Raw genomic sequence first — 26,604 nt, 5'->3', positions numbered from 1 at the left:
CGTCGGTTTGTCGATGTGTCTGCTGGCCTTCGAGGATAAGCGTGATCACTGCGCCGTGGGGCCCCTTTCCGGCCAACTCGCCGCAGTCGGACGCAGTTGGCCGCGTTTCGGACGAAACGGGCCCGGGCCGCGGGGGCACACCGGAGCGGACCAGGGTGGTGCAGTTGTCGGCGTGCGCCGGACAACTGTTCTGACCTGCGGAAACGTCGTGCATCTGGGCGTTTATCGAACGTCAATCGGCAACTGCCAGAGTGTTCTCAGCGCCGGGGAAGCGTCAAAGCGTTCCCGCAGCCGGGGGGCTGCGGGAGCGCCGGCGCCCCAAGGGGGAGGGGCCGCCCGTCGGGGGGACGGACGGCCTACGGCGCGGGGGGAGAGAAGGGCTCGGTGTGCTCCTGCACCGCGATGAGGTCCCGCACGGGCTGGGCCTCGGGCACACCGAGCCGGCTGAAGACCGAGTGCGCCTCCTGGAGACAGGCCAGCCCGCGAGCGGGCTGCCCCAGCTCCAGGAGCGCCTCGCCCAGCGCGGCATTGGCCAGGCCCTGGCAGTAGGCGGCGTCGATCTCCTGCGCGATCGACAGCGACTCCCCGGCCGCGGCGGCCGCCTCCGAGTACTGCGCCTCGTCCACCAGGCAGGCCGCCAGCCGGGCCAGCGAGTAGCCCTCCCAGAAGCGGTACTGCTGGGACTGGAAGAGCTGGTGCGCCTCCCGGAGGACCTCCGCCGCCTCCGCCGTGGAGCCGGTCGCCCGCAGCACCACGCCGAGCTGGTAGAGCGTGTCGCCCAGACAGGGCGTGTTGCCGGAGGTCCGGGCGGCCGCGACCGCGGCCCGTGCGGAGTCGACGGCCTCCTCGTGCCGGTCGAGACCCACGTAGGCCCGTGCCATGTTCGCCAGCAGCCGCGCCTCGCCGATCGCCGCGCCGAGGCTGCGGCTGATCTCGTGGGCCTGCTGGTAGAACGGCAATGCCTCGGCAGGGCGCCCGGCCAGGATCAGCACCACGGCGAGTTCGTTGGCCGCCGAGATCCGTAGGTGGGTGCAGGCCTCCGGCTCCTGGAGCGCAAGACTCTGCCGTAGCGAGGACTCGGCCTCCCCGAGCTCGCCCGCCATCTGCTGGAGATGGCCCAGCGCGTAGTGGATCCGTGCCAGGGCATCGGTGTCCTCGTACTGCTGCGCATTGGCCGCAGCCGTCCGCAGCGCCTCGCCGATCCGCCGCCCGAGCGTCGGGTCCTCGACCAGGGCGCGCAGGACGAGCACCAGGTCGACCCCGGGTCGGAGCAGCTCCACCGGCTCCCGAACGGCCCGCTCCACGGCGCTCAGCACCAGGGAGAGTTCGGCCCGCAGCCATTCCCGGGCCGAGGCACTGTCGTCCATCAGCAGGCCCGCAGTGGCCGGGGTGTGCAGCAGCTCCGTCAGCTCGTCGTCCGGCTCGATGACCCGGGCGGCGTTCTGCAGGCTGGCGAGCAGGAGGTCCAACAGCCGGGACAGGGCGTCCTGCTGGGTGCCGGAGTCACCGAGCTTCTCGTTCTGCCGCTGTGCGAACAGCCGGAGCAGGTCGTGATAGCGGTAGCGGCCCGGGGTGAAGCACTCCAGCATGTTGGCCTCGACCAAGGCCTCGGCCAGGTCCTCCGCCGTCCGCTCGTCGGTGCCGAGCAGTGCAGCAACGGCGGGCAGCGGCAGGTCCGGCGAGTCCACCACGGAGAGCAGCCGGAAGGCCCGGGCCTCGTCCGGCTGCAACTGGGCGTAGCCGAGGCCGATGGTGGTCTCCACCGCGAGGTTGCCGAGCTGGAGCTCCTGGAGGCGGTTGCGCTGGTCGGCTAACCGACGGGCCAGATCGGAGACGCTCCAGCGGGGGCGGCTCGCCAGCCGGGCGGCGGCGATGCGGACGGCGAGCGGCAGGAAGCCGCAGGCGGTCACCACGGCCAGCGCGGCCGCCGGTTCGGCCGCCACCCGGTCATGGCCGACGATCGCGGAGAACAGGGCCAGCGCCTCGTCGGGGCTGAGTTCCTCGATGTCCACCAGGTGGGCGCCGGGGATCTCGGCCAGCCGCGAGCGGCTGGTCACCATCACCGCGTTGCCCGAGACGCCGGGGATCAGCGGTGTCAGCTGCCGTGCGTCCCTGGCGTTGTCCAGCAGGATCAGCATCCGCTTGTCGGCCAGCAGCGAGCGGTAGAGCGCCGAGCGCTGGTCGAGGGAGTCCGGAGTGTCGGTGGCGCCGAGCGCGTGCAGGAAATCGCCCAGCACCACGGCCGGGTCGGCCGGGGTGGCACCAGCCCCGCGCAGGTCCACGTAGAGCTGGCCGTCCGGGAAGTCCGGACGCAGGCGGTGCGCGACGTGCACGGCGAGCGTGGTCTTGCCGACGCCGCCGATGCCGGCCAGCGAGGTGACCACCACGGCCTGGCCGGAGCCGCCGCGCAGCACGTCCCGGAGCTCGCTCACGATCTTGCTGCGGCCACTGAAGTCGGAGACGTCGGCGGGCAGTTGGGCGGGTGGGACGAAGGTCGACGGCTCCTCGTCGGTGAGCGGTACGGCTGCCGCCACGGCAGGCATCAGCGCCGGGTCGCCGGCCAGGATCCGGGAGTGCATGGCGGCGAGTCCGCTGCCGGGCTCCACACCGAGCTCGTCGATGAGCAACTTGCGGGTGTCCGCGTAGACACCGAGCGACTCCGCCTGCCGGCCGCACCGGTACAGGGCGAGCATCAGCAGTTCGCGCAGCCGCTCGCGCAGCGGGTGTGCCGCGGCCAGTGCGCTGAGTTCCGACACCACCTCGGCGTGCAGACCGACCTCGAGCGCGGTCGCGCAGCGCTCCTCCGCAACGGTGAGCTGCCGCTCGGACAGTCGGGTGCGCTGGGTCTCCGCATAGGGGCCGGGGATGCCCGGCAGCGGTCTGCCGCGCCACAGGGCGAGCGCCGCCAGCAGCGATTCGTGGGAGGTGCGGAAGTCGCCGTCGGCCCGGGCGTCGGCGGCCCGCGCGACCCGGCTTTCGAAGGCCGCGAGGTCGAGCGAGCTGTCCGGGATGCGCAGCGCGTAGCCGTCACTGACCGAGACCAGGATCTCGGCCGGTTTGCGTACGGCCCGGTTGGGCTCGATGACCGACCGCAGGCGTGAAATGTACGTGCGGAGCGCGGCCACGGCCTGTGGCGGGGTACGGTCGCCCCAGATGCCGTCCACCAGGTCGTCGGTGGTCACCGGCCGGCCCCGGTTGAGCAGCAGGGCCGCCAGTACCGCCTGTTGCTGCGGCGAACCCAGCGCGAGCTGCTCGTCCCCGCGCCAGGCCTGGACGGGGCCGAGCACCTGGAAGCGCAGCGCATCGGCCGGCGCCGTCCCCTGAAGCTCCATGTCCTCCCCCGAAGGCGTATGTCGGTGGTTCCCTGTGGCGTCTCCCGGCCGAATGGCGGGGCGTCAGCTTATGAGGAAGCGCGCAAACATCCGCGAACCGTGCGCAGGACGGGACGTTTATAAGACATTTAACGACCCCTACGATACTGGGCTGGCGCCCGGGACGATCCAGAGCGCCGATATCTGATGACCTGAAAGGCGGCGCACCATGGCCGACGAGACCACCACCCCGACCGAGCCCGTCGCCGCCGAGCACACCGCTGCTCCGGTCGACCCGAACGCGATCGAGCAGGCGCTTTCGGTCCTCGCCGAGCAGCCGGAGGAGCCGGCCGGCGAGCAGCCGGTCAAGGCGGACCCGAAGACCGACGAGACCTTCGAGCCGCTCGGCAACGTGACCAGCTGCCCCTGACCTGAAGCACGCACGGCGCGCGCCCCGGCCCTTCGCGGACCGGGGCGCGCGCCGTCGTGCGCCTACTCCGCGGAGCGGACCCGCAGGCTGGTGATCAGCGGGCCGTCCGTGACCTCGGCGAAGAAGTCGTTGCCCTTGTCGTCCACGACGATGAACGCCGGGAAGTCCTCGACCTCGATGCGCCAGACGGCCTCCATGCCGAGCTCGGGGTACTCCAGCACCTCGACCTTCTTGATGCAGTCCTGGGCGAGGCGGGCGGCCGGGCCGCCGATCGAGCCGAGGTAGAAGCCGCCGTGCTCGTTGCACGCCTTGGTGACCTGCTTGGAGCGGTTGCCCTTGGCGAGCATGACCATGGAGCCGCCGGCCGCCTGGAACTGGTCGACGTAGGAGTCCATCCGGCCGGCCGTGGTCGGGCCGAAGGAGCCGGAGGCGTAGCCCTCGGGGGTCTTCGCCGGGCCGGCGTAGTACACCGGGTGGTCCTTCATGTACTGCGGCATGCCCTCGCCGGCGTCGAGGCGCTCCTTGATCTTGGCGTGGGCGATGTCGCGGGCGACGACCAGGGTGCCGCTGAGCGAGAGACGGGTCTTCACCGGGAACTTGGACAGCTGCGCCCGGATGTCGGCCATCGGCTGGTTGAGGTCCACCTTGACGACCTCGTCGTCGAGGTGGGCGTCGGTGGTGTCCGGCAGGTACTTCGCCGGGTCGGTCTCCAGCTGCTCCAGGAAGACGCCCTCGGCGGTGATCTTGCCGAGCGCCTGGCGGTCGGCGGAGCAGGAGACGGCCATCGCGACCGGCAGCGAGGCGCCGTGGCGGGGCAGGCGGATCACGCGGACGTCGTGGCAGAAGTACTTGCCGCCGAACTGCGCGCCGATGCCGATCTTCTGGGTGAGCTCGAAGACCTTCTGCTCCAGCTCCAGGTCGCGGAAGCCGTGGCCGGTCTTCGCGTCGCCGGAGGTCGGCAGGTTGTCGAGGTAGTGCGCGGAGGCGTACTTGGCGGTCTTGAGCGCGAACTCGGCGCTGGTGCCGCCGACCACGATCGCCAGGTGGTACGGCGGGCAGGCCGCGGTGCCCAGCGAGCGGATCTTCTGCTCCAGGAAGGAGAGCATCGACGACTCGTTGAGGATCGCCTTGGTCTCCTGGTACAGGTACGACTTGTTGGCGGAGCCGCCGCCCTTGGCCATGAAGAGGAACTTGTAGGCGTCGCCGTCGGTGGCGTACAGCTCGATCTGGGCCGGCAGGTTGTTGCCGGTGTTCTTCTCGTCCCACATGGTGACCGGCGCCATCTGCGAGTAGCGCAGGTTCAGCTTGGTGTACGCGTCGTAGACGCCGCGGGCGATCGCGGACTCGTCCTGGCCGGAGGTGAGGACGTTCTGGCCGCGCTTGCCCATGACGATGGCGGTGCCGGTGTCCTGGCACATCGGGAGGATGCCGCCGGCCGAGATGTTGACGTTCTTCAGCAGGTCGAGCGCGACGAAGCGGTCGTTGGGGCTCGCCTCCGGGTCGTCCAGGATGCGGCGCAGCTGGGCGAGGTGGTCCGGGCGCAGGTAGTGCGAGATGTCGTGCATCGCCTCGGCGGTGAGCAGCCGCAGCGCCTCCGGCTCGACCTTGAGGAAGGTGCGGCCGTCCGCCTCGAAGGTGGAGACGCCCTCGGAGGTGAGCTTCCGGTACGGCGTGGGGTCGGCACCGAGGGGGAGGAGGTCGCGGTACTCGAATTCCGGGGTGGCCATGGGGGGAGATCCTTAGCGAGGTCGGCTGCGTCTGCGAAGCACCCTCCAATGTAGGTGCAGGCGGCGCGGCGGCGGAGCGCAGGTGAGCCTGCGTGACGGGGCTCACGCCTTTCTCCGGCGAACTCTCGTTCGGAGTGATCCCGATGGCTAGGCTTTGGGCGTGGACACTTCGCCGTCGCCCGACGACCAGGGGCAGCAGCCCGTACCCATGACCAAGCAGGAGCCGGCCCCCGTCCCGCAGGCGCAGCCCGCGGTCGCCGCGCCGGTCGCCGAGGCCGATCTGCGGTGCTCGGACGCGGACCGCGAGCGGGTCGCCGACCTGCTGCGCGACGCGTACGCCGAGGGCCGGCTGACGGTGGAGGAGCACTCGGAACGGATCGAGGCCGCGTACGCCGCGAAGACCTTCGGCGACCTCGTCCCGCTCACCCGGGACCTGCCGGCCGCCACCGAGGGTGCGCCGCTGTCGATGGTGAAGCCGCCGCTGCAGCAGCAGCGCGCGCCGCTGCCGCCGGCCCGCCAGGAGGCGCCGACCATGGTGGCGGTGTTCGGCGGGGCGGAGCGCAAGGGCCGCTGGCGGGTCGGGCCGCACCTGAAGGCCGTCGCGGTCTTCGGCGGGGTGGAGATCGACCTCACCGACGCGGTCTTCGAGTCGCCGGAGGTGGTCATCGAGGTGACCGCGATCTTCGGCGGGGTGGACATCAAGGTGCCGGAGAACGTCAGCCTGCACGGCGGCGGGGTGGGCATCTTCGGCGGGTTCTCGGTGCGCGAGCAGACCGCGGCCGACCCGTACGCGCCGGTGGTGCGGGTGAAGGGCGCGGCGATCTTCGGCGGCTGCGAGGCCAAGCCGCGCCGCGGGAAGAAGCTGCGGGAGTGGGCACGCAAGCAGCTCGACCGCTGAGCGGCGCCGGGTGCGGGGCCGGGCGGGAGTCTGCCGCCCGGCCAACTGCGCTGCGGGCACTCGTCGTTGTGTCGAGTGCAGGGAGTAGTCGGTTGCGTGCGGTGTGCATGAATCGGGGGGCGAGGGGGTAGTTCCCCACGCACATCGGTTCCTGTTACGGCTGTGATCCCGTACGGCGGCGGCGCCGCGGCGGGTGGGCACGGGGCAGTCGGGCAGGGACGAGCTTCCCCGAGTCCCGTACCGCGTCAGGAGTAGCCGTGCTGCATCCCATCGAGTCCAGCGCCACCGGCTCCGCCGCCGTCCGCCGCAGTCCGGTGGCGGTGGGGGCCCCTGCGGACCCGCTGGAGGACAACCCGTGGCACACCGGGGCGGCCTGCCGCCGCGACGAGGCCGGGCTGTTCTTCGCGCCGTCCAAGGAGCCGACGGCGGCCCGGCTCTCGCGTGAGGAGCAGGCCAAGCAGGTCTGCGCCCGGTGCCCCGTGCTGCTGGAGTGCCGCGAGCACGCGCTGGCGATGCCGGAGCCGTACGGGGTGTGGGGCGGGCTGACCGCGGCCGAGCGGCGGGTGGTGCTGGCCCGGCGGCGGCGTCGGGAGGCGGAGCTGCGCGAGGCGCGGCGGGTGCCGACGGGCCGGATAGCCGGCTGACGCACGGCGGCGGCCCCGGGCGCGGACGCCCGGGGCCGCCGTTCGCGACGTGCCGCGTCAGTTGGCGCGGTCGAAGTCGATGGCGCTGTAGGCCCGCAGCTTGGACAGCTTGTGGGTGGAGTCGATGCGCCGGATCGTGCCGCTCTTGGAACGCATCACCAGCGAGCTGGTGGTGGCGGTCTCCTGGCGGTAGTGGACGCCGCGCAGCAGCTCGCCGTCGGTGATGCCGGTGGCGACGAAGAAGACGTTCTCGCCGGAGACCAGGTCGTCGGTGGTGAGGACGCGGTCGAGGTCGTGGCCGGCGTCCAGCGCCTTCTGCCGCTCCGCCTCGTCCTTCGGCCACAGCCGGCCCTGGATGACGCCGCCCATGCACTTCATCGCGCAGGCCGCGATGATGCCCTCCGGGGTGCCGCCGACGCCCATCAGCAGGTCGACGCCGGTGCCTTCGCGGGCGGCCATGATGGCGCCGGCCACGTCGCCGTCGGAGATGAACTTGATCCGGGCGCCGGCCTCGCGGATCTCCTTGACCAGGCCCTGGTGGCGGGGCCGGTCCAGCACCACGACGGTGACGTCCTCGACGGCGATGCCCTTGGCCTTGGCGACCCGGCGGATGTTGACGGCCGTCGGTGCGGAGATGTCGACGAAGTCCGCGGCCTCCGGGCCGCAGACCAGCTTGTCCATGTAGAAGACCGCGCTGGGGTCGAACATGGTGCCGCGGTCGGCGACCGCGAGGACGGCCACCGCGTTGTGCATGCCCTTGGCGGTGAGCGTGGTGCCGTCGACCGGGTCCACGGCGACGTCGCACTCGGCGCCGGTGCCGTCGCCGACCCGCTCGCCGTTGTACAGCATGGGCGCCTCGTCCTTCTCGCCCTCGCCGATGACGACGACGCCGTTCATCGAGACGGTGGAGACGAGGGTGCGCATGGCCTTCACGGCCGCGCCGTCGGCGCCGTTCTTGTCGCCGCGGCCGACCCAGCGGCCCGCCGCGAGCGCGGCGGCCTCGGTGACGCGGACGAGTTCCAGGGCGAGGTTGCGGTCCGGGGCCTCCGGAGCGACTTCCAGTGAGCTGGGGAGGTGGTGCGGGTACTGCGTGGTCATCGTCGTTACCTCTCTGTACGCGACGGCCAGTGAGCGCCCGACTACTGCCAGGTCGGAACGCCGTGGTGAGGGTTGGTGCGATCGTATCCGGCACCCGGACGGGTGTCTGTGGCACACCCGGCGCGACCAGCCGGTATGCGGCGGTTCGTCCGGCTTCACCCCGCCGGGGGGTACCCGGTGGTCGGGGGCGCGGGGGGCATGGTCCACCATGGACGGGTGGCAGGCAGCAGCAGCAAGAGAGGCCGGCAGACGGTACGGGACATGATCCTGTCGATGCTGGCGGTCGGTGTCGTGGGCTTCTTCGGATACCTCTTCATCCCGCACGAGGGCGGCGACGGCGTGCACGTCGTCGACTACCGTTCGGCGCTGGCCTCGGCGAAGCGCGCCGCGCCCTACCCGGTGCTCGGCCCGCAGGGGCTCTCCGAGCAGTGGCGGGCGACCTCGGTCGAGTACCGCAAGGACGGCAAGGGCAACGCCGTGTGGCACCTGGGCTTCGTGACCCCGTCCGGCCAGTACGCCGCGGTGGAGCAGTCCAACGCCACCCGTGACGACGTGATCGGCACCGTGGTGCCGGGCGGCAAGCCGGACGGCAGCGCACCGGTGGCCGGCCAGGACTGGCAGCGCTTCCAGGGCACCAAGTACCGCGGCCTCGCCACCCCGGCCGGCACCGCCACCACGGTCGTCACCGGCTCCGCCTCGTACGACGAGCTGGCCCAGCTGGCCGCCGCGCTGAAGTAGCGCGCGGCGCCGGTGCGCGCGCCCCGAGGACGTACGGCGAAGGCCCCCGCGGCGAACCGCGGGGGCCTTCGTCCTGCCCGGGCCGTGCGCGACCCGGAGCGGGATCAGACGGTGGTGACGACCTCGTCGTACTCCAGGCGCGGGGAGCGCGGGAACCAGGCGTCCTCGCCGGGCTTGCCGATGTTGACCACGGCCAGCACGGAGTGCTCGCCGTCGCCGAAGAACTCCTTGTTCAGGCCCGCGGCGTCGTAGCCGGTCATCGGGCCGGCGGCCAGGCCGGCGGCGCGCACGCCGATGATGAAGTACGCGGCCTGCAGGGCGCCGTTCAGCGTGGCGGAGGCCTCGCGGACGGGGCGCTCGGAGAAGAACATGTCCTTCGCCTGCGGGAAGTGCGGCAGCTGGGTCGGGAGCTCCTCGTGGAACTCGTTGTCCTGCGCGAGGATGGCGACCAGCGGGGCGGTGGCGGTCTTGGCGCGGTTGCCCTCGGCCATGTGCTGCAGCAGGCGCTCGCGGCCCTCGTCGGTGCGGACGAGCACGATGCGCAGCGGCTGCTGGTTGAACGCGGTGGGGCCGAACTTGACCAGGTCGTAGATGGCCCGGACCTGCTCGTCGCTGACCGGCTCGTCGGTGAAGGTGTTGGCGGTACGGGCCTCGCGGAAGAGCAGGTCCTGGGCGGCGGCGTCGAGTGCCAGAGTCATTGCGGAATCCACCTCAAACGGAAGACGGGAAAGCGGTCGAGACGGCCGGGAGGACCGTTCACCGGGCTCCAACGTTGGGTGAAACTTAAACTATTCCGCAGGCGGGCGTGACCCCCGTCACACCTGCGCGATGCGTCCCGGGTCGCCCGCCGTCGCCGGCGGCGGCTCACCCGTCGGCGGACTCCTCGGCGGCCAGCGCCGCGTCCAGCCGGGCCCGGGCGCCGTCCAGCCAGCGCTGGCAGACCTTGGCCAGCCGCTCGCCGCGCTCCCACAGCGCCAGCGACTCCTCCAGCGAGGTGCCGCCGGTCTCCAGCTGCCGGACGACCTCCAGCAGCGCGTCCCTGGCCTGCTCGTACCCGAGCGCCTCGTCGCTGTCGGCCGCACCCCGGACCGTCTGACCGTCCTGCTGCTGATCTGCCATGCCGCCAGCGTAGGGGCTGCGGACGACAGGCCGGTGCGGTCGCCCGCCGTCAGCGCGGGCTGACCGGCCGCCGGGCGGACGGGCTGCGGCGCTCGGCCGCGGCGCAGCGCTCGGCCGGGGCGCGGTGCTCCGCGGGGCCGCAGCGCTCGGCGGAGACGGCGGCGGGGGCGACGAGGGTGCGGCGCAGGGTGCTGCGGGCCCGCCAGGTGAGGGTCTTCACGGCGCCCACCCGGATGCCGATCGCGTCCGCCACCTCCCGCGAACTGAGGTCGTCCCAGTAGCGCAGCGTGAGCGCCGTCCGCTGGTGCTCGGTCAATGTCGCGAGCGCGGCGAAAACGCGCTCGGCCTCGACGAGGGAGACCACCTGGTCCTCGACGCAGATTCCCGCATCGGAATCCGCGACCGCGGCCACCGTCGACTCGCTGCGGGTGGCCCGCCGTTTGTCGTGGTCGAACATGATGTTCCGGGCGATGGTGAAAATCCACGCCCCCATGTCCTTCCCCGTCCAGTGGAACCCGTCAATGCACGCCATTGCGCGGACGAACGTGTCCTGGGTCAGGTCCTCGGCGAGTGCGCGATTCCCGGTGCGCCGCGTGAGGAAGGCCAGGACCGGCCCCCGATATCGGCGGTACAACTCCGCCCAGGCGTCCCGGTCGCCGGCCTTGGCGGCCTCGATCAGGTGCGGTGTTCCACGCAGCGTTCCACGCGGCGTCCCATCCATACCGGACCTCCCGGAGAGCAGGTCCCGCAACGATACGAGCGGGCATGCATGCGTGCAAGCGATTCCGAAATTCCGTCAGTTCGCCTCACTGCCATCCAGATTTGGCGGGACCTGACTGATCGTCATTGGCTTGCACTCATGCAAGTAGATGCATCTGGGACATGACACGCGCTAGCCTTGCCCGCCATGCAGCCGACTGAGGACACCGCCTCGGAGACCACCCCCGCCCAACGTTTCGGTGCCGTCGTTCACGAGGCCGCCCGGCGCGCGGGCTACGACCTCACCCCGGGCTCCGGCGGACGGCTCGCCCTCGCCAGGGACACCGGCATGAGCGCCTCCGCGGTCGGGCGCATGCTGCGCGGCGAGACCCTTCCCCGCCCCTCCCAATTCCAGAGAATCGCGCAGGTCGTCCACCTGGACCTGCACGAGCTGCTGGTGCGCGGCGGAGTGATTTCCGAGGAATCCGCAAACGATCTCCCCCGGGGAGTACGCTCACCCATCACCCCTGAGGAAGCGTTGGACGCCTGGGGTGTAACCCACCCCATGATCCGGAAATTCCTTCTCGCCTCCATCGCCCAGGCGATCGGCCTGCAGCAGGAAAGCGAGCGCGGTTCTTTTCCGCCGGACGAGAACCGCGGGGGAGGGGCAGTGCACATGCAGAGGTGAGGCCAGTAATGCCGAGATTCTCTCCGGTGGCGGCCGACGCGCTCAGAGCGGTGGGCGCGGTCGGCGGAACAGCACTGATCGTCGCCGGCACCTACGACACCCGTTGGATCCCGTTCCTCGGCTGCCTGGCCGTGGCGGCGCTGTCCACCACCGAGTACGCCCTGGCGAGGACCAGGCGGTGGATGCGCGAGACCGAGGCCAGGACGGCCCGTCAGGCCGAACTCGTCGCCGCCCGCGCGGCCGCCCTGCCGCCGGCCGCGCCGCCCGGGATACCGCCGCCCCCCGCACCGCCGCTCGCCGACGGCCGACAGCTCGGCGCCGACGCCCTGCTGCGCCTGCTGGAGGCCGTGCACCGGGAACTGCGGCACGCCCACGAGGCGGCCGACCGGGCCCAGGCCGAGCTCGCCGACCTCAGCCGCGAGTGGAACACCCTCGTGCAGGAGACCATGAGCCGTCCCCCGCACGCCCGCACACCGGTCGAATGAGTCCGGTCGCGCGACGCGGCCCGCGCTCACTCCGGTACGACGGTCACCCCGAAGCCGCCCTCCGCCACCCGCGCGTGCAACTCGTCCCCGGCCGCCACCTGCGCCGGGTCCGTCACCACAGCCCCGTCCGCCCGCTGCAGCACCGCGTAGCCGCGTTGCAGGGTGGCCAGCGGCGACAGCGCCACCACCCGGGCCAGCGCGTGCCCGAGGTCCGTCTGCGCATGGTCCAGCCGGTTCCCCAGCGCCCGCCGCTCCCGCTCCACCAGCGCCGTCACCTCCGCCGCCCGGTCCTCCACCAGCCGGTGCGGCGCGGCCAGCACCGGACGGCTGCGCACCCCCTCCAGCCCGTGCAGCTCCCGCTCGACCCGGCCCACCACGCAGCGCCGGGCGCGGTCCCGCAGCTGGCGCACCCGGGCGAGCTCCTCGCCCACCTCCGGCACCACCCGCTTCGCCGCGTCGGTCGGCGTCGACGCCCGGAAGTCGGCGACGAAGTCCAGCAGCGGCTGGTCCGGCTCGTGGCCGATCGCACTGACCACCGGGGTGCGGGCCGCCGCCACGGTGCGCACCAGCTCCTCGGACGAGAACGGCAGCAGGTCCTCCACGCTGCCGCCGCCGCGGGCCACCACGATGACGTCCACCTCCGGGTGCTCGTCGAGCTCCCGCACCGCGGCCGCCACCTGCGCCGCCGCGTTCGGGCCCTGCACCAGCACGTTGCGCACCTCGAAGCGGACGGCCGGCCAGCGCCGCCGGGCGTTCTCCAGGACGTCCCGCTCGGCCGCCGAGCCGCGGCCGGTCACCAGGCCCACGCAGTGCGGCAGGAACGGCAGCGGCCGCTTGCGCTCCGCGTCGAACAGCCCCTCCGCGCCGAGCTTGCGCTTCAGCTGCTCCAGCCGGGCCAGCAGCTCGCCCAGCCCGACCAGCCGGATCTCGGACGCCCGCAGCGAGAGCGTGCCGCGTGCGGTGTACCACTCGGGCTTGGCGTGGACGACGATCCGCGAGCCCTCCTGGACGGCCTCCGCCACCTGTTCGAAGACCGAACGGAAGCAGGTCACGGTGAGCGAGACGTCCCGCTCCGGGTCGCGCAGCGTCAGGAACACCATCCCCGCGCCGGGCCGCCTGCTCAGCTGCGCGATCTGCCCCTCCACCCAGACCTCGCCCAGCCGGTCGATCCAACCGCCGATCATCGCCGACACCCTGCCGACCGGGACGGGCGCCTCGGGGGAGCTGCTGTTCGCCATGCCCACGAGGCTAGCGCCGCCCGGTGACGCCGCCGCCGCGCCCGGCGCGGCCCGGCCCCACGCATCGGCCCCCCACGCATCGGCCCCCCGCACATCGGCCCCCGCACATCGCCCCCGCGCGCGTCGGCCCCCTGCGCGTCGGGCGCCGCGACGGGGCGCCCGTACGATGGAGCCATGTCCACCACTGCACAGCGCCGTGTCCTGCTCGCCGCCCCCCGGGGCTACTGCGCGGGCGTCGACCGCGCCGTCATCGCCGTGGAGAAGGCCCTGGAGCAGTACGGGGCCCCGATCTACGTCCGCAAGCAGATCGTCCACAACAAGTACGTCGTGCAGACCCTCGAGAAGAAGGGCGCGATCTTCGTCGACGAGACGGAGGAGGTGCCCGAGGGCGCGATCGTGGTCTTCTCCGCGCACGGCGTCGCCCCGTCCGTGCACGACGAGGCGAAGGCCGGCAAGCTCGCCACCATCGACGCCACCTGCCCCCTGGTCACCAAGGTGCACAAGGAGGCCGTGCGCTTCGCCGAGGAGGACTACGACATCCTGCTCGTCGGCCACGAGGGCCACGAGGAGGTCATCGGCACGATGGGCGAGGCCCCGGACCGCATCCACCTCGTGGACGGCGCCGAGGACGTCGCGAACGTCGAGGTCCGCGACGAGTCCAAGGTCGTCTGGCTCTCCCAGACCACCCTCTCCGTGGACGAGACCATGGCCACCGTCGGCGAGCTGCAGAAGCGCTTCCCGCTGCTGGTCAGCCCGCCCAGCGACGACATCTGCTACGCCACGCAGAACCGCCAGGTCGCGGTGAAGAAGCTTGCGCCCGAGACCGACCTGCTGATCGTCGTCGGCTCCAAGAACTCCTCCAACTCCGTCCGCCTGGTCGAGGTCGGTCTGGAGTACGGCGCCAAGGCCGCCCACCTGGTCGACTTCGCCGACGAGATCGACGAGGCCTGGCTGGAGGGCGTCACCACCGTCGGCCTCACCAGCGGCGCCTCGGTGCCCGAGATCCTCGTCGACGGCGTCCTGGAGTTCCTCGCCGAGCGCGGCTACGCCGACGTCGAGACCGTGAAGACCGCCGAGGAGCACCTGCAGTTCTCGCTGCCGAAGGAGCTCCGCCGCGACCTGCGCGCCGAGGCCGCCGGCAAGCTCTGACCCGCGCACCGGGGCCCTGAGGCCCCGGCCCGCCCCGAGCCCGGGTGCCCGCACACCGCGGACGCCCGGGCTTCGTGCTGCCCGCCACCGGGTACCGGAGGGACGGCACGGCGGGCGGGGGCGGCCCCGCCCCCGTAGGTTGGTGCGCAGCCCGTGGTTTGTGCACAGGCTGTGGACGACGCTTCGAGGGAGGAACTGCGGAATGACGACGGTATTCGGCGTGGACATCGGCGGCTCGGGCATCAAGGGCGCCCCGGTCGACCTGGCCGGGGGAGGGCTCGCCGAGGAGCGCTTCAAGGTGCTCACCCCGCAGCCGTCCTCGCCGAACGCGGTGGTCGAGGCGGTCGTCGAGGTCGTCCGGCACTTCGGCCACCAGGGGCCGGTCGGCCTGACCTTCCCCGGGGTGGTCGTCCGCGGCCGCACCCGCACCGCCGCCAACGTCGACAAGGACTGGATCGGCATGGACGCCGAGGGGCTCTTCCGCGAGGCCCTCGACCTGCCCGCCACCGTCGTCAACGACGCGGACGCGGCCGGCATCGCCGAGGTCACCCACGGGGCCGGCCGCGGCCGCGGCGGCACCGTCCTGCTGCTCACCTTCGGCACCGGCATCGGCAGCGCGCTCTTCGTCGACGGCGCCCTGGTGCCCAACACCGAGCTCGGCCACCTCGAACTGCGCGGCAAGGACGCCGAGCGGCGCGCCTCCTCGGCCGCCAGGGAACGGCACGGGCTGTCCTGGGCCGAGTGGGCGGTGCGGGTCGACGAGTACCTCGACCTGGTCGAGATGCTGTTCTCGCCGCAGCTGATGATCATCGGCGGCGGTGTCAGCCGCAAGCACGAGAAGTTCCTGCCGCTGCTGCGCAAGCGCGACGCCGAGGTCCTCCCCGCCGAACTCCGCAACAACGCCGGCATCGTCGGCGCCGCGATGGCCGCCGCGGCCCACGCGAGTTAGGGCCGGGCGGCTGCACCACCGGGGGGTGCACCATCAGGGGCGCGGGGGAACTGCGCAACTCGGATGTGGGCCACCGTAGGCATCACGGCTTGGCCCGTGCTGTTGTGACACCCGCCCCCGGACTGCGCAGTTCTCCCCCAGCCTTCGGCCGGGCGGTGCCCCCACGCGCCCCTGACACGACTGCCCCGGGCGGAGCTAACGGGTGCGGCGGATCCGGCGTTGGGCCACGAACCGGGCTGCCACGATCACGGCCGCCAGGCCCGTCCCGGCGAACAGCCAGCCCGCCCGTACCGCCAGCCCGCTCGCCAGCGAGACCACCCGGCCGGTCAGCCCGGAGGTGGTGGCCGGCTGCAGCAGCGCCAGCGCCAGCGCGAACGCGATCGGCCCGGCGATCGGCGCCGCCGGCAGGTCCGGGTAGCGCACCCGGACGGCCAGCTGGAAGCAGAGCACCAGGTAGCCCAGGCCGAACAGCACGCCGAGGCCGCCGAACAGCGTCCGGTCCACCCCGGCGACCAGCAGGGTCCCGGCGACCGCGGCCACCCCGGTGCCCACCGCCGTCAGCCGGGCCGGACGCCCCGTCCGCTCCCGTCCGCGGCCCGCCCACGGCAGGCGCGGACGGCGGGCCGGCGCGCCGCCGGAGGCCGAGCGCAACCGGGAGTCGACGGGCGCGGCGGGGCCCGGGACGGCGGCCCGGTCGGCGCCGGACGGCGGCTGCCGCCGGGGCCCGGGGGGCTGGGTACGGATGCTCTGCTGCTCCACCCACCCAACGTACGGTCCGATCATCGCCACAGTGTGTAATGCCGGAATTCCGGGCCGGGCGTGTCCGCGGCAGGAGTAGCGTCGTCCACGACCGACGCGGTCCGCCGCCGGGCCCGGCGGGGATCGGACGGCGACGAACCGGAGCAGGGTGACCGAGGGCGGTCACCGGTGGAGGGGTGCGATGACGGACTTCGGCTTCGAGCGGCTGCACCACGTGCAGCTCGACATCCCGGCCGGTGCGGAGCCGGCCTGCCGGGCGTTCTGGGCCGGGGTGCTCGGGATGACCGAGCTGGCCAAGCCGCCGGTGCTGGCGGCGCGCGGCGGCTGCTGGTTCCGCAGCGGGGGAGTGGAGGTGCATCTCGGCGTCGTCCCCGACTTCGCGCCCTCGCCCAAGGCCCACCCGGGCATCCTGGTGCACGACCTGGACGCGCTCGCGGCCCGGCTGGAGGAGCACGGCCACCCCGTCCGGTGGGACGACTCCGTCCCGGGTCGTCGCCGTTTCCACAGCGCCGACGCGCTCGGCAACGGGCTGGAGTTCCTGGAGCCCGACCGGACGGGCTGAGCGCGCCCCGTAGACTGGGGGATCGGCCGCCTCCGGCCGCTCCACGCCCTCCAAGCCCACGGGACATCGCTTCATGTCGCTCACGATCGGAATCGTCGGCCTGCCGAACGTCGGCAAGTCGACCCTGTTCAACGCCCTGACCAAGAACGACGTGCTGGCGGCCAACTACCCGTTCGCCACCATCGAGCCCAACGTGGGCGTCGTCGGTGTCCCCGACACGCGGCTGGCGAAGCTCGCCGAGATCTTCGGTTCGGCGCGCATCCTGCCGGCCACCGTCGACTTCGTCGACATCGCGGGCATCGTCCGCGGCGCGAGCGAGGGCGAGGGCCTGGGCAACAAGTTCCTCGCCAACATCCGCGAGTCGGACGCGATCTGCCAGGTCGTCCGCGCCTTCACCGACCCGGACGTGGTGCACGTCGACGGCAAGGTCTCGCCCAAGGACGACATCGAGACCATCCACACCGAGCTGATCCTCGCCGACCTGCAGACCGTGGAGAAGGCCCTGCCGCGCCTGCAGAAGGAGGCGCGCCTCAAGAAGGACACCGCGTCGGTGCTGGCCGCCGCCGAGGCCGCCAAGGCGATCCTGGAGACCGGCAAGACCCTCTTCGAGGCGGGCTTCGACACCCACCCGATCCGCGAGCTGCACCTGCTCACCGCCAAGCCGTTCCTCTACGTCTTCAACGTGGACGAGGACGAGCTCGCCGACGAGGACTTCAAGGACGCCCAGCGCGCCCTGGTCGCCCCCGCAGAGGCGATCTTCCTCAACGCCAAGATCGAGTCCGAGCTGATCGAGCTCGACGACGAGGAGGCGCTGGAGCTGCTCCAGTCCATGGGCCAGGACGAGCCCGGCCTCGCCACCCTCGCCCGGGTCGGCTTCGAGACCCTCGGCCTGCAGACCTACCTGACCGCCGGCCCCAAGGAGACCCGGGCCTGGACGATCAAGAAGGGCGCCACCGCCCCCGAGGCCGCCGGTGTCATCCACACCGACTTCCAGAAGGGCTTCATCAAGGCCGAGGTCATCTCCTTCGACGACCTGGTCGCGACCGGCTCCATCGCCGAGGCCCGCAGCAAGGGCAAGGCCCGCATCGAGGGCAAGGAGTACGTCATGCAGGACGGCGACGTGGTGGAGTTCCGCTTCAACGTGTAGTCGTGCGCATGCTGCACGTTAGGTGATTGGTCAAGCGTGCAGATCAGAAGGGGTCGGACTCTGTCGAGTCCGACCCCTTCGTTGTCGCCGCGCTGGATGGGTACTGGATATTCCGACGCAGGGTCAGTTGCGATCAGGTCTCGTAAACGGTGGATCGATGTCCCACGTGAACAATCCAGACCACCAGTTCCCCGTTGTCGATCGTGTAGACGACGCGGTAGTCACCGACCCGCAGTCGGCGACGTTCGGGCTGGGATGCGAGCGCGGTGGTGTTGAAACCGAGAGGGTCGGTCTCCAGTTCGGTCAGCTTGGCGAGGATGCGCAGTGCTATCTGGCGAGGGATCTTCCGGAGTTCGGTCTGCGCCTCGGGGCGGAAGACGGTTCGGTGCTCACTCACTGCGCGCCAGCGTCTCCCTCATGATGTCCTCGATCGGGATGCCGGGTGCGGGGTTGGCCATGCGCTCATCGATGATCCGGTTGATCTCGCGCTCTTCCCACTCCTGGTACTTGCGCAGCACCTGGATGGAGACGACGGCGGCGACTTCCTTGCCCCGGCGCGTAATCACCGTGGGCACGTCGTCGCGGTCGGCGCGTTCCACGACCTCCGCCAAGTGTGCACGCACGTCGCGGATGGACTCTATGGGCAGTGGCTGCGTCATGCGCTCAAGCGTACCGAGTGCCCCATGTGTACACAACGCCCGCAGTGGTGGGCGACCCGCCTCGTCGCGGTCGCGTGTGCTGAAGGACCCCTACCGTGCTGGATCGGTGCTGGATGCGAGCCGTCGAGGCCTCTTCTTTGCAGGTCAGAGCACTGTTCCGGATGTTCCGCTTCGACGTCTGACCGTCCGGCGCCGCGTCGGTACGCGGCGGACATGCGGCTCGAAAGGGGCCGGCTCCTCCGGGGGCCGGCCCCTTCGCCGGTCCTCCGTCCCGGAGGGGCGCCCGGGCCGGGGTCGGGGTTGTCCCGGGTGGGGGATCGGGGGCGGGTGGGGGTTCGTCCCCGATGGATCGGCGGGCCGGTTTCGCCAGACTCCTGTGCGGGGCCGGGTGGACCGGCCCGTGCCGACGAACCATCAGGAGATGCTGCCGTGACCGCTGTTGTGCGCCGTACCCGCTGGACCGCCGTCGCCGCCGCCGGGGCGGTGCTCGCCGCACTGGCGGTGGGCACCGCGGCCGGACCCGCCTCGGCCGCCGCCGGGCCGGCGGCCGTGGTGCGGCAGGACGCGGCGGTGCCGCCGCTGGACCGGGCGGCCGTCCGCCGGGTGCTCGCCGGGCTGCCGACCGCCGAGGTGTCCGGGGCGCTGGTGCACGTCTCCGGACGGGCCGGCCGGCTGGACGCGGTGGGCGGCATCGGCGACCCGGCCACCGGCCGGGCCCCGGACACCGACGGGCGGTTCCGGATCGGCTCGATCTCCAAGGTGTTCACCGCGACGGTGGTGCTCCAGCTGGCCGCCGAGCACCGCCTCGACCTCGACACCCCCGTCCAGCACTACCTGCCCGGCCTGCTGCCGGCCGCCTTCCCGCCGATCGCGGTCGGGCAGCTGCTGAACCACACCAGCGGGCTCCCGAACGGCGCCGACGGCCCGTGGGGCGACGGCACGGCCGCGTGGTTCGTCGACCACCGCTTCGAGTCCTGGTCGCCGGAGCGCGTGGTGGCCACCATGGACGGTCAGGAGATGGCCTTCGCGCCCGGCACCGCGCAGCAGTACAACGGCATGAACACCTTCGTGGCCGGCCTGCTGGTCGAGCAGGTCACCGGGCACGACTACGCGCACGAGGTGCAGCAGCGGATCGTCCGCCCGCTCGGGCTGCACGACACCTCGGTGCCGGCCGCGGACGACCCCGCGCTGCGGCACCCGGCCGCCCGCCCCCGGCTCACCGTGCCCGGCCCGGACGGCACCCCGCGGCAGGTGGACGTGACCGAGCAGAGCCCCTGGCCGTGGGCGGAGGGCGGACTGATCTCCAGCGCCGCCGACCTGGACCGCTTCGTCACCGCGCTGTTCCGGGGCCGCCTGCTGCCGCCCGCCCAGCAGGAGGCGCTGTTCACCGTCCCCGACGTGCCGACCCGCCACAGCAGCCACTGCGAGACCGGGCCGGACGCCGGCCGGGCCTGCATGAGCATGGGCCTGGAGCGGACGAAGGTCGGCGGCGTGGAGATCTGGGGCAAGACCGGCTCCCGGCCGGGCTGGACGAACGGCGTGTTCGCCACCCGGGACCTCTCCCGGACGGTGGTCTACTCGCTCAACCCGACCGGCATGGACGGTGCCGAGACCCCGGTCATCATGCAGCTGGCCGGCGCCGTCTTCGGCTGACGGCCGTGGCCCCGGCCGCCGACCCGGCTACGGCTTGATGTTGTGGTTGACCCGGAACAGGTTGCCGGGGTCGTAGGCCCGCTTGACCTCCACCAGCCGGGGATAGCTGGAGCCGTAGTTGTCGGCGGCCCGGTGCTGGTCGTCGTCGGCCATGAAGTTGACGTACCCGCCGGCCTCGGAGTGCGGGGCGACGGCGGCGTAGTAGTCGCGCACCCAGGCGGTGTTGGCGTCGTTCTCGGCCGGGTCGGGCCACATGCCGGCGATCACGGTGGCGAAGGTGGCCTCGCGGTGGGCGAAGGCGGTGTCCCCGGGTGCCATCCGATGGCAGGCCCCGTTGATCGAGTAGATGTGCATCGTGGAGTTCACGGCCGGCACCTTCGGCCCGTGCACCAGGTGGGCGGCGATCGCGTCGTCGGTGAGCTCGGTCGAGAAGACGCCCTTCCAGTAGTGCTGCAGGCCCGGCGGCACCAGCGGGTCGAAGGCGCTGTTGATCGCCGGGTACGGCATCGGGCCGACCATCTCCGCGACCCTCGGCGCGACCTCGCGCATCGGCCGGATCGCCGCCTCGGCCTCCTCCATCGGGCCCGCCCAGCAGGCCACCACGAGGGCGAAGGTGTCGCCGTGCCGGTCCTCCGGGATGAACGGCAGCGGCGGGGCGATCTGGAAGCCGGGGAAGACGCCGAGGTCCTCCGGGGCCTCCTCGATGTATTCGCGGTAGCGCTTCAGGACGGCCTCGGCGTGTTCCAGTTCGAAGAGCATCGGACCGCCGAAGACGTCCTTTACCGGGCTCAGCGCGAACTCGAAGGAGGTGACCGCGCCGAAGTTGCCGCTGCCGCCGCGCAGGGCCCAGAAGAGGTCCGGCTCCTCCTTCTCGTTGACGACCCGCAGCCGGCCGTCGGCCGTCACCACGTCCGCGGACAGCAGGTTGTCGCAGGTGAGCCCCAACTTGCGGGCGAGGTAGCCGATTCCGCCGCCGAGGGTGATGCCGCCGACGCCGGTGGTCGAGATGATGCCGCCGGTGACGGCGAGCCCGAAGGGGTAGGTGGCGGCGTTGAGGTCGCCGAGCGTGGCGCCGCCCTCGACCCGGGCGGTGCGGCGGACGGGGTCGACCCGGACGCCGCGCATGCCCGTGAGGTCGGCGACCACGCCGCCGTCGCAGGTGCCGTACCCGGGGACGCTGTGCGCGCCGCCGCGGACGGCCAGCGGCATCCCGTTGTTCCTGGCGAAGTCGACCGCCGCCATCACGTCGCCGGCGTTGGCGCAGCGCACCACGGCCGCCGGCCTGCGGTCGATCATCGCGTTGTAGACCGTGCGGGCCTCGTCGTAGTCCTCGTCGCCGGGCGCGACCACACTTCCGTGGACTGCGCCCGCCAGTTCCTCGATCGTCTTGCTGCCCATGACAAGAAGCTCCTGACCGTGCCGACCCCCTGGGCCGGACCGGGCACGGAGCGAGGGTCGACGATCCCGGTCGGCCTCCCTCCACGGTACGACTCGCGGGCGTGCCCCACCCGGCGGGCGCAGGCACCCGCAGGCCCGGAGCAAGGCCCGGAGCAAGGTGCGGACGACGGCCGCGGATCGTCAGGGGGAATCGCCCTGTCGCCGAGCGCCGCCGGGCCGGATCGCGTCGGCCCCGGGGAACTGGCCGCCTCGTACCGGGCGGTGACGGGCCGGGAGGTGACGCACCGGGACGGCACCCGGGTGCTGCAGGGGAGGGCGCCCCGGGCGGCCGGGCTCAGCCGACGGTGATCCGCAGCGAGCCGTCCGGCTGCGGGGCGACCGCGACCTGCTCCAGGTCCTCGGCGTGCACGGTGGCGGGGTGCGGCAGGGCGCGCGGGCCGATGCCGACCACGGGCATGCCCGCGGCGAGGGCGGCGGTGATGCCGGCCTCGGAGTCCTCGAAGGCGAGGCAGTCGGCGGGCGCGAAGCCGAGGGCGGCGGCGCCCTTGAGGAAGCCCTCCGGGTCGGGCTTGCTGGCGCCGACCGAGCCGGCGGTGATCATGGTCTGCGGCAGCGGGAGTCCGGCGGCGCCCATCCGGGCACGGGCCAGCGGCTCGTCGGCGGAGGTCACCAGGGCGTGCGGTTGCCCGCGGAGCGCGGCGAGGAAGGCCTCGGCGCCGGGGACGGGGACGACGCCGTAGGTGTCGGCGGTCTCCTCGGCCAGCAGCTGCCGGTTCTCGGCGAGGTTGATCTCCACCGGGCGGTCGGGCAGCAGCACGGCCATGGTCAGGTGGCCCTGGCGCCCGTGCACGACCCGCATGACGGCGTCGCCGTCGAGGCCGTGGCGGGCCGCCCAGCGGCGCCAGCACCGCTCGACTACCGCGTCCGAGTTGACCAGGGTGCCGTCCATGTCGAGCAGCAGGGCGCGGGTGGTGAGCGTCGTGGCAGGCATGCGGGGCGGCTCCTCGGAAACGGGTGTTTGTCTCTCCAGGATACAAAAGTGCCGCCGAAGCGGGCCGGGACGGACGGCCCGGGCCGGATCAGCCGCCCAGCAGGTGCGCGTTGACCTCGCGGGCCGGCCCGGCGAGCTCCGGCAGCTCCACGACCTCCACACCGGCCGCCTCCAGCAGCGCGGTGCCCTGGCAGGCCTGCACGAAGAGGTCCGGCTCGCGCCAGGCGACCACCACCCGCGGCACCCCGGCCGCGACGATCAGCTGGGCGCAGGTGCGCGGCCGCGAGGCGCGCTGCCCGCACGGCTCCAGCGAGCTGTACACGGTGGCCGTGCGCAGCCGCGGGTCGCCGGCCGGCAGCTTGGCGAGCGCGGCCTCCTCGGCGTGGTTCTTCTCGTCCACCTCGCGGCTGTAGCCCTCGGCGAGCACCTCGCCGTCGGCGCCGACGACCACCGCGCCGACCGAGAAGGCCGTCGCGGAGGGCGGGCAGCGGCGCGAGAGCTCCACGGCGCGCGCGAGCCAGTACAGGTCGGTGCCGGGGACGGCGTCGCTGGTCACGGGGCGGACTCCTTCGGGGCGTAGCGGAGCAGGACGACGTCGCCCACCGTACGTGCCTCCAGCAGCCGCATCCGCCGGGCGGGTCCGCCCGGGTAGTCGGCCGGGCCGAGGAAGCGGGGGGCGCCGGGCTGGCCGACCAGCAGCGGGGCGACGGCGAGCTGGAGTTCGTCGGCGAGGCCCTGGGCGAGGAACTGGGTGTGGATGCTGCCGCCGCCCTCGACCATGAGCCGCTGCACGCCGCGGCCGCCCAGGTCGTCGAGGAGGGCGCCGAGCCCGACCTCGGCGCCGAGCGCGACGACCTCGGCGAGCCCGTCGAGCGCGCCGCGCAGTGCGGGGGCGGCGGCGTCGGTGGTGTAGACGGCCTTGGCACCGCCGGTGTGCCAGAAGTTGAGCGCGGGCGAGAGGCCGCCGCTCGCGGTCAGGGTGACCTTCAGCGGGTACTCCGGGCGGCCGTCAGCGACCCGCCGGGCCCGCCGCCCGGGTGAGTTGACGAGCAGTCGCGGGTTGTCGCGGCGCAGCGTGGTGCCGCCGACGAGCAGTGCGTCGCAGCCGGCCCGGACCTCGTCCACCCGGTCGAAGTCCGCCGGGTTGGAGAGCAGCAGCCGCTCCGGTGACGCGTCGTCGAGGTGGCCGTCGAGCGAGACGGCGGCGCTCAGCAGGACGTACGGGCGGCGGGACACGGGGTCTCCGATCTGTCGGCTACCGCTCCACCGTACGGTCACCGCCCGTACGACCAGGTGACCGGCCATGTCCACGGCATCCTGCGTACGTTCTTCGAGCGGTGCCGTTCGCCGTTCGGCCGGGTGCCGTACGGCCGGAGTTCGGGTACGGCCCCCACCCTGGTCCGGTCCTCGCCCAACCCCGTCGAAGGGCCCACCACCCGTGTCCGGTCACCGTCCGCTCGCGCTCGCCGCGGCCGCGTTCGTGCTCGCCTCCGTCCCCGTCGCCGCCGCCCCCGCCTCCGCGGGCCCTCAGCCGGTCCGCGGCGGCAGCGGCAGCGGCAGCGCGGGCAGGCCGTCGATGCTGGTGCCGACGTACTCCTTGCCCTCGCAGTAGACGCCGAACTCCTCGTCGGTCTTGCGGTCGAAGTACTGGGCGTGCAGCTCCCGGTCGCCGCGGTAGTCCATGAACGGCACGGCGAACCCGCAGGAGTCGCTGACCCGTTCGGCGTGCACCAGCACCACGGCCCGCAGCGCGGAGCCGTCCGCCGCCGGGTCGAAGTGCCCGATCAGCTCGGCGAAGCGCGGGTCGTCGCGGAAGACGGCCTCGCCGCGGCCGTGCACCCGCACCACGGTCGGCGGGCCGTCGAAGGCGCACCACATCAGCGTGATCCGGCCGTTCTCCCGCACGTGGGCCAGGGTCTCGGCGGTGCTGCCGCCGAAGTCCAGGTAGGCCAGGGTGAGTTCGTCCAGGACGGCGAGCGTGCCGGCCCGGCCCTTGGGGGACAGGTTGACGTGCCCGTCGCCGGCCAGCGGAGCGGTGGCGGTGAAGAAGACCGGCTGTCTCTCGATGAAGGCGCGCAGCCGGCCGTCGATGCGTTCGTACGTCTTTCCCATGCTCCGATTGTCGTCGCACGGCCCCTGCGGTGGCCACGCCGACGCTCCATCATCTTGAATAGCGGGACGATATTTCTCGTCAAGCGAGACGGGTCTACGCTCGGCGCATCGTGAGGAGCCGAGAGGAGCCGAACATGACGAACCGTCGGGCCGCCTACACCCACGGCCACCAGGAGTCCGTACTGCGCTCGCACCGCAGCCGCACCGCCGCGGACTCCGCCGCCTACCTGCTGCCGGAACTCCGCCCCGGGCAGCGACTGCTGGACGTCGGCTGCGGGCCGGGCACGATCACCGCCGACCTGGCCGAACGGCTCGGCCCCGACGGCCGGACGGTCGCCGTCGACACCTCCGCCGAGGTGCTCGCGCAGGCCGCCGCGCACGCCGCGGAACGGGGGATCGGCACGGTGGTCTTCGAGGTCGCCGACGTGCACCGGCTGCCGTACGCCGACGGCGCGTTCGACGTGGTGCACGCCCACCAGGTGCTCCAGCACGTCGCCGACCCGGTGGCCGCCCTGCGCGAGATGCGCCGGGTCACCGCACCCGGCGGCCTGGTCGCCGTCCGCGACGCCGACTACGCCGCGATGGCCTGGTACCCGGAGCTCCCGGAGCTGGCCGAGTGGTCCGCGCTGTACCGGCGGATCGCCCGGGCCAACGGCGGCGAGCCCGACGCCGGCCGCCGGCTGGCCGCCTGGGCCCGCGCCGCCGGGTTCACCGACCTCACCGCCGGCTCCGGCAGCTGGACCTTCGCCGACCCGGAGCGGCGGCAGTGGTGGGGCGAGACCTGGGCCGAGCGCACCGAGCGGTCCGCCACCGCCGCCACCGCCCTCGCCGAGGGCCTGGCCGACGCCGGCGACCTGGCCCGGATCGCGGCCGGCTGGCGCCGCTGGGCCGCCGACCCGGACGGCTGGTTCGCCGTCCTGCACGGCGAACTGCTCGCCCGCCGCTGAGCGGTGACGGTGGGCGCCGCCGCGGTGGGTGCCCACCGTCTTACCCGCCGTTAACCACTCCCGTACCGGCCGGTAGCAATGGCGGCCTACGGTCGGCGCTCGGGTCCGGCCTGTCCCCCACCGGGCCGGGCCCGTTACGGTGGCGGCATGGACGATCACCGGGTGATGCGGCAGGACGACAACGGCAACCGCTACCTCGTCGCCACCGGGCTCGGCCGGGCCGAGGCCGAGGCGCTCGCCGCCGAGTTCGAGGCCCGCGGCCACAAGCAGCTGTACTGGGTCGAGGCCGTCGAACCCCGCACCCCGCAGCGGACGGACACCCCGCAGCAGGAACGGCCCGAGGTCCGGTACGTGGTCGGCGGCGCCCTGGTGCACCGCGGCCGGGTGCTCGCCGCCCGCCGCAACTCGCCCCCCGAGGTCGCCGGTTACTGGGAGTTCCCCGGCGGCAAGGCCGAACCCGGCGAGACCCAGGAGCAGGCCCTGGAACGCGAACTCGCCGAGGAGCTCGGCATCCGGGCCCGCGCGCTGCGCCCGCTGCCCGGCAGCTGGTCGGTGCGGGCCGGCCTGGAACTGCGGATCTGGGCCGCCGAACTGCTCTCCGGCGAGCCCCGCCCGCTCGCCGACCACTCCGAGCTGCGCTGGCTCGGCCCGGGCGAACTCGACGACGTCGACTGGCTCGCCCACGACCGTGAGGTCCTCCCGCACGTCGCCGCGCTGCTCGCCGAGGACTGAGCCCGCAGCCGGCCGGCCGTGGCCACCCCGGGGCCCGGCCGGCCGTGGCCCGCCGACCGGAGCCGGCCGGTCCGGGGCTGAGCCGCCCCCGGACCGGGTACGGGACCGGTGGGGCCGTCCCGCCGCCGATTGCTCCACGCAGCCGAACCGCAGCCGCCGGATCGCGGCCGAATCGGAAAGTCGACCCGCTTGCCGGGATATCAACCCATTGCATGGGGTATGTCACAGTTCGGCAGAATTCATCGGGACCGGCGGGGCGCGGCGGCGCCCCGCCGACCCCTCCCGCACCCGGCCCCGGCCGCGGTGCCCAGCCCACGAGCCGGAGGCGCCGTCGGTGTCGACCACGGGAAACGGCGGGGGAGAGCGGCGGGCCCGTCGCCTCCCCCGGCGCGGATCGCAGCGCACGGCCACCCCCGGCGTGCCCGGCCGTACCACCGGCGCCGCAGCAGGCAGCGCCGCCGCCCGCGCCCG

28 protein-coding genes are annotated in these 26,604 nt (G+C 73.0%); 13 read left to right on the top strand and 15 right to left on the bottom strand.

The window, feature by feature from the left end; all coding sequences use genetic code 11:
- Window positions 1-356: 356 nt before the first annotated feature.
- The gene (locus tag ABZ641_RS03645) at window positions 357-3,332 is read right to left on the bottom strand and encodes a BTAD domain-containing putative transcriptional regulator (protein ID WP_359978893.1); all 2,976 of its coding nucleotides are present in this window, start codon (window positions 3,330-3,332) and stop codon (window positions 357-359) included.
- A gap of 208 nt (window positions 3,333-3,540) precedes the next feature.
- On the opposite strand from ABZ641_RS03645, the gene ABZ641_RS03640 reads away from it, so the two are divergent.
- Window positions 3,541-3,741, top strand: coding sequence for a hypothetical protein (locus ABZ641_RS03640; RefSeq protein ID WP_263103841.1), 201 nt, complete (start codon window positions 3,541-3,543; stop codon window positions 3,739-3,741).
- 62 nt (window positions 3,742-3,803) lie between these two features.
- Here the strand turns inward: ABZ641_RS03640 and ABZ641_RS03635 are convergent, their stop codons facing one another.
- The gene (locus tag ABZ641_RS03635) at window positions 3,804-5,468 is read right to left on the bottom strand and encodes a fumarate hydratase (RefSeq protein WP_344625825.1); all 1,665 of its coding nucleotides are present in this window, start codon (window positions 5,466-5,468) and stop codon (window positions 3,804-3,806) included.
- A gap of 160 nt (window positions 5,469-5,628) precedes the next feature.
- Here ABZ641_RS03635 and ABZ641_RS03630 point away from each other — a divergent pair, with 160 nt between their 5' ends.
- Together ABZ641_RS03630 and ABZ641_RS03625 are read left to right on the top strand one after the other, a co-directional pair.
- A complete protein-coding gene (locus ABZ641_RS03630; protein ID WP_344625826.1) occupies window positions 5,629-6,366 on the top strand; it encodes a DUF1707 domain-containing protein in 738 nt (245 codons plus the stop codon).
- A gap of 314 nt (window positions 6,367-6,680) precedes the next feature.
- Entirely contained in the window at window positions 6,681-7,010 is a 330-nt protein-coding gene (locus tag ABZ641_RS03625; RefSeq protein WP_344625840.1) for a WhiB family transcriptional regulator, read from the top strand.
- A 57-nt stretch (window positions 7,011-7,067) separates the two neighbouring features.
- Here ABZ641_RS03625 and glpX read toward each other — a convergent pair whose 3' ends face one another.
- Window positions 7,068-8,108, bottom strand: a complete 1,041-nt coding sequence (gene glpX, locus ABZ641_RS03620; protein ID WP_344625827.1) for a class II fructose-bisphosphatase — start codon at window positions 8,106-8,108, stop codon at window positions 7,068-7,070.
- A gap of 216 nt (window positions 8,109-8,324) precedes the next feature.
- Between glpX and ABZ641_RS03615 the strand changes: the two genes are divergently transcribed.
- Window positions 8,325-8,846 carry a DUF4245 domain-containing protein gene (locus ABZ641_RS03615; protein WP_359978889.1) on the top strand — a complete coding sequence of 174 codons (522 nt, stop codon included), beginning with the start codon at window positions 8,325-8,327 and terminating at the stop codon, window positions 8,844-8,846.
- A gap of 104 nt (window positions 8,847-8,950) precedes the next feature.
- On the opposite strand, the gene ABZ641_RS03610 is transcribed toward ABZ641_RS03615, so the two are convergent.
- From ABZ641_RS03610 to ABZ641_RS03600, 3 genes are all read right to left on the bottom strand, one after another.
- Complete coding sequence (locus ABZ641_RS03610; RefSeq protein WP_344625829.1) at window positions 8,951-9,544, bottom strand: malonic semialdehyde reductase; 594 nt, start codon at window positions 9,542-9,544, stop codon at window positions 8,951-8,953.
- Between the two features lie 166 nt (window positions 9,545-9,710).
- Window positions 9,711-9,965, bottom strand: coding sequence for an exodeoxyribonuclease VII small subunit (locus ABZ641_RS03605; protein WP_359978886.1), 255 nt, complete (start codon window positions 9,963-9,965; stop codon window positions 9,711-9,713).
- Window positions 9,966-10,014: 49 nt separating this feature from the next.
- A complete protein-coding gene (locus ABZ641_RS03600; RefSeq protein ID WP_359978884.1) occupies window positions 10,015-10,686 on the bottom strand; it encodes a sigma-70 family RNA polymerase sigma factor in 672 nt (223 codons plus the stop codon).
- A gap of 186 nt (window positions 10,687-10,872) precedes the next feature.
- Between ABZ641_RS03600 and ABZ641_RS03595 the strand changes: the two genes are divergently transcribed.
- Together ABZ641_RS03595 and ABZ641_RS03590 are read left to right on the top strand one after the other, a co-directional pair.
- Entirely contained in the window at window positions 10,873-11,352 is a 480-nt protein-coding gene (locus tag ABZ641_RS03595; protein WP_344625832.1) for a helix-turn-helix domain-containing protein, read from the top strand.
- Between the two features lie 8 nt (window positions 11,353-11,360).
- Window positions 11,361-11,837: a hypothetical protein gene (locus ABZ641_RS03590; RefSeq protein WP_344625833.1), complete on the top strand. Its 477-nt coding sequence runs from the start codon at window positions 11,361-11,363 to the stop codon at window positions 11,835-11,837.
- A 26-nt stretch (window positions 11,838-11,863) separates the two neighbouring features.
- Here ABZ641_RS03590 and xseA read toward each other — a convergent pair whose 3' ends face one another.
- Window positions 11,864-13,075 carry an exodeoxyribonuclease VII large subunit gene (gene xseA, locus ABZ641_RS03585; protein ID WP_344625834.1) on the bottom strand — a complete coding sequence of 404 codons (1,212 nt, stop codon included), beginning with the start codon at window positions 13,073-13,075 and terminating at the stop codon, window positions 11,864-11,866.
- A 174-nt stretch (window positions 13,076-13,249) separates the two neighbouring features.
- On the opposite strand from xseA, the gene ABZ641_RS03580 reads away from it, so the two are divergent.
- Window positions 13,250-14,224: a 4-hydroxy-3-methylbut-2-enyl diphosphate reductase gene (locus tag ABZ641_RS03580; protein WP_344625835.1), complete on the top strand. Its 975-nt coding sequence runs from the start codon at window positions 13,250-13,252 to the stop codon at window positions 14,222-14,224.
- Window positions 14,225-14,426: 202 nt separating this feature from the next.
- Window positions 14,427-15,173 carry a polyphosphate--glucose phosphotransferase gene (gene ppgK / locus ABZ641_RS03575; RefSeq protein WP_344625836.1) on the top strand — a complete coding sequence of 249 codons (747 nt, stop codon included), beginning with the start codon at window positions 14,427-14,429 and terminating at the stop codon, window positions 15,171-15,173.
- Window positions 15,174-15,368: 195 nt separating this feature from the next.
- Here the strand turns inward: ppgK and ABZ641_RS03570 are convergent, their stop codons facing one another.
- On the bottom strand, window positions 15,369-15,932 hold the full coding sequence (locus ABZ641_RS03570) for a DUF6542 domain-containing protein (protein WP_359978879.1): 564 nt from the start codon (window positions 15,930-15,932) through the stop codon (window positions 15,369-15,371).
- A 181-nt stretch (window positions 15,933-16,113) separates the two neighbouring features.
- Between ABZ641_RS03570 and ABZ641_RS03565 the strand changes: the two genes are divergently transcribed.
- Window positions 16,114-16,494: a glyoxalase gene (locus tag ABZ641_RS03565; protein WP_344625749.1), complete on the top strand. Its 381-nt coding sequence runs from the start codon at window positions 16,114-16,116 to the stop codon at window positions 16,492-16,494.
- Between the two features lie 73 nt (window positions 16,495-16,567).
- A complete protein-coding gene (ychF, locus tag ABZ641_RS03560; RefSeq protein WP_344625748.1) occupies window positions 16,568-17,641 on the top strand; it encodes a redox-regulated ATPase YchF in 1,074 nt (357 codons plus the stop codon).
- 133 nt (window positions 17,642-17,774) lie between these two features.
- Here ychF and ABZ641_RS03555 read toward each other — a convergent pair whose 3' ends face one another.
- Window positions 17,775-18,038: a type II toxin-antitoxin system RelE/ParE family toxin gene (locus tag ABZ641_RS03555; RefSeq protein ID WP_344625747.1), complete on the bottom strand. Its 264-nt coding sequence runs from the start codon at window positions 18,036-18,038 to the stop codon at window positions 17,775-17,777.
- Window positions 18,031-18,300, bottom strand: a complete 270-nt coding sequence (locus ABZ641_RS03550) for a type II toxin-antitoxin system Phd/YefM family antitoxin (RefSeq protein ID WP_359978874.1) — start codon at window positions 18,298-18,300, stop codon at window positions 18,031-18,033. The genes ABZ641_RS03555 and ABZ641_RS03550 overlap by 8 nt, the downstream gene beginning before the upstream one ends.
- Before the next feature lie 429 nt (window positions 18,301-18,729).
- On the opposite strand from ABZ641_RS03550, the gene ABZ641_RS03545 reads away from it, so the two are divergent.
- A complete protein-coding gene (locus ABZ641_RS03545) occupies window positions 18,730-19,953 on the top strand; it encodes a serine hydrolase domain-containing protein (protein WP_359978872.1) in 1,224 nt (407 codons plus the stop codon).
- A 27-nt stretch (window positions 19,954-19,980) separates the two neighbouring features.
- On the opposite strand, the gene ABZ641_RS03540 is transcribed toward ABZ641_RS03545, so the two are convergent.
- The 5 genes from ABZ641_RS03540 to ABZ641_RS03520 all read right to left on the bottom strand — a co-directional run bounded on the left by ABZ641_RS03540 (window position 19,981) and on the right by ABZ641_RS03520 (window position 24,454).
- Window positions 19,981-21,351 carry an FAD-binding oxidoreductase gene (locus tag ABZ641_RS03540; protein WP_344625745.1) on the bottom strand — a complete coding sequence of 457 codons (1,371 nt, stop codon included), beginning with the start codon at window positions 21,349-21,351 and terminating at the stop codon, window positions 19,981-19,983.
- A 334-nt stretch (window positions 21,352-21,685) separates the two neighbouring features.
- The gene (locus tag ABZ641_RS03535) at window positions 21,686-22,342 is read right to left on the bottom strand and encodes an HAD-IA family hydrolase (RefSeq protein WP_344625744.1); all 657 of its coding nucleotides are present in this window, start codon (window positions 22,340-22,342) and stop codon (window positions 21,686-21,688) included.
- 88 nt (window positions 22,343-22,430) lie between these two features.
- On the bottom strand, window positions 22,431-22,898 hold the full coding sequence (locus ABZ641_RS03530; protein WP_344625743.1) for a deaminase: 468 nt from the start codon (window positions 22,896-22,898) through the stop codon (window positions 22,431-22,433).
- Window positions 22,895-23,578: a dihydrofolate reductase family protein gene (locus tag ABZ641_RS03525; protein WP_344625742.1), complete on the bottom strand. Its 684-nt coding sequence runs from the start codon at window positions 23,576-23,578 to the stop codon at window positions 22,895-22,897. Before ABZ641_RS03525 ends, ABZ641_RS03530 begins: the two co-directional genes overlap by 4 nt.
- 291 nt (window positions 23,579-23,869) lie before the next feature.
- Window positions 23,870-24,454 (bottom strand): pyridoxamine 5'-phosphate oxidase family protein, encoded by a 585-nt coding sequence (locus ABZ641_RS03520; RefSeq protein WP_344625741.1) that lies wholly within the window; start codon window positions 24,452-24,454, stop codon window positions 23,870-23,872.
- A gap of 134 nt (window positions 24,455-24,588) precedes the next feature.
- Between ABZ641_RS03520 and ABZ641_RS03515 the strand changes: the two genes are divergently transcribed.
- Both ABZ641_RS03515 and ABZ641_RS03510 read left to right on the top strand, forming a co-directional pair.
- Complete coding sequence (locus ABZ641_RS03515; RefSeq protein WP_359978867.1) at window positions 24,589-25,401, top strand: methyltransferase domain-containing protein; 813 nt, start codon at window positions 24,589-24,591, stop codon at window positions 25,399-25,401.
- A 147-nt stretch (window positions 25,402-25,548) separates the two neighbouring features.
- On the top strand, window positions 25,549-26,133 hold the full coding sequence (locus tag ABZ641_RS03510; protein WP_344625739.1) for a (deoxy)nucleoside triphosphate pyrophosphohydrolase: 585 nt from the start codon (window positions 25,549-25,551) through the stop codon (window positions 26,131-26,133).
- Window positions 26,134-26,604 lie beyond the last annotated feature (471 nt).

Origin of the sequence: Kitasatospora sp. NPDC007106 (assembly GCF_040634455.1) — a bacterium.
Lineage (GTDB): Bacteria > Actinomycetota > Actinomycetes > Streptomycetales > Streptomycetaceae > Kitasatospora > Kitasatospora arboriphila.
This window is presented reverse-complemented; position numbering and strand designations above follow the sequence as displayed.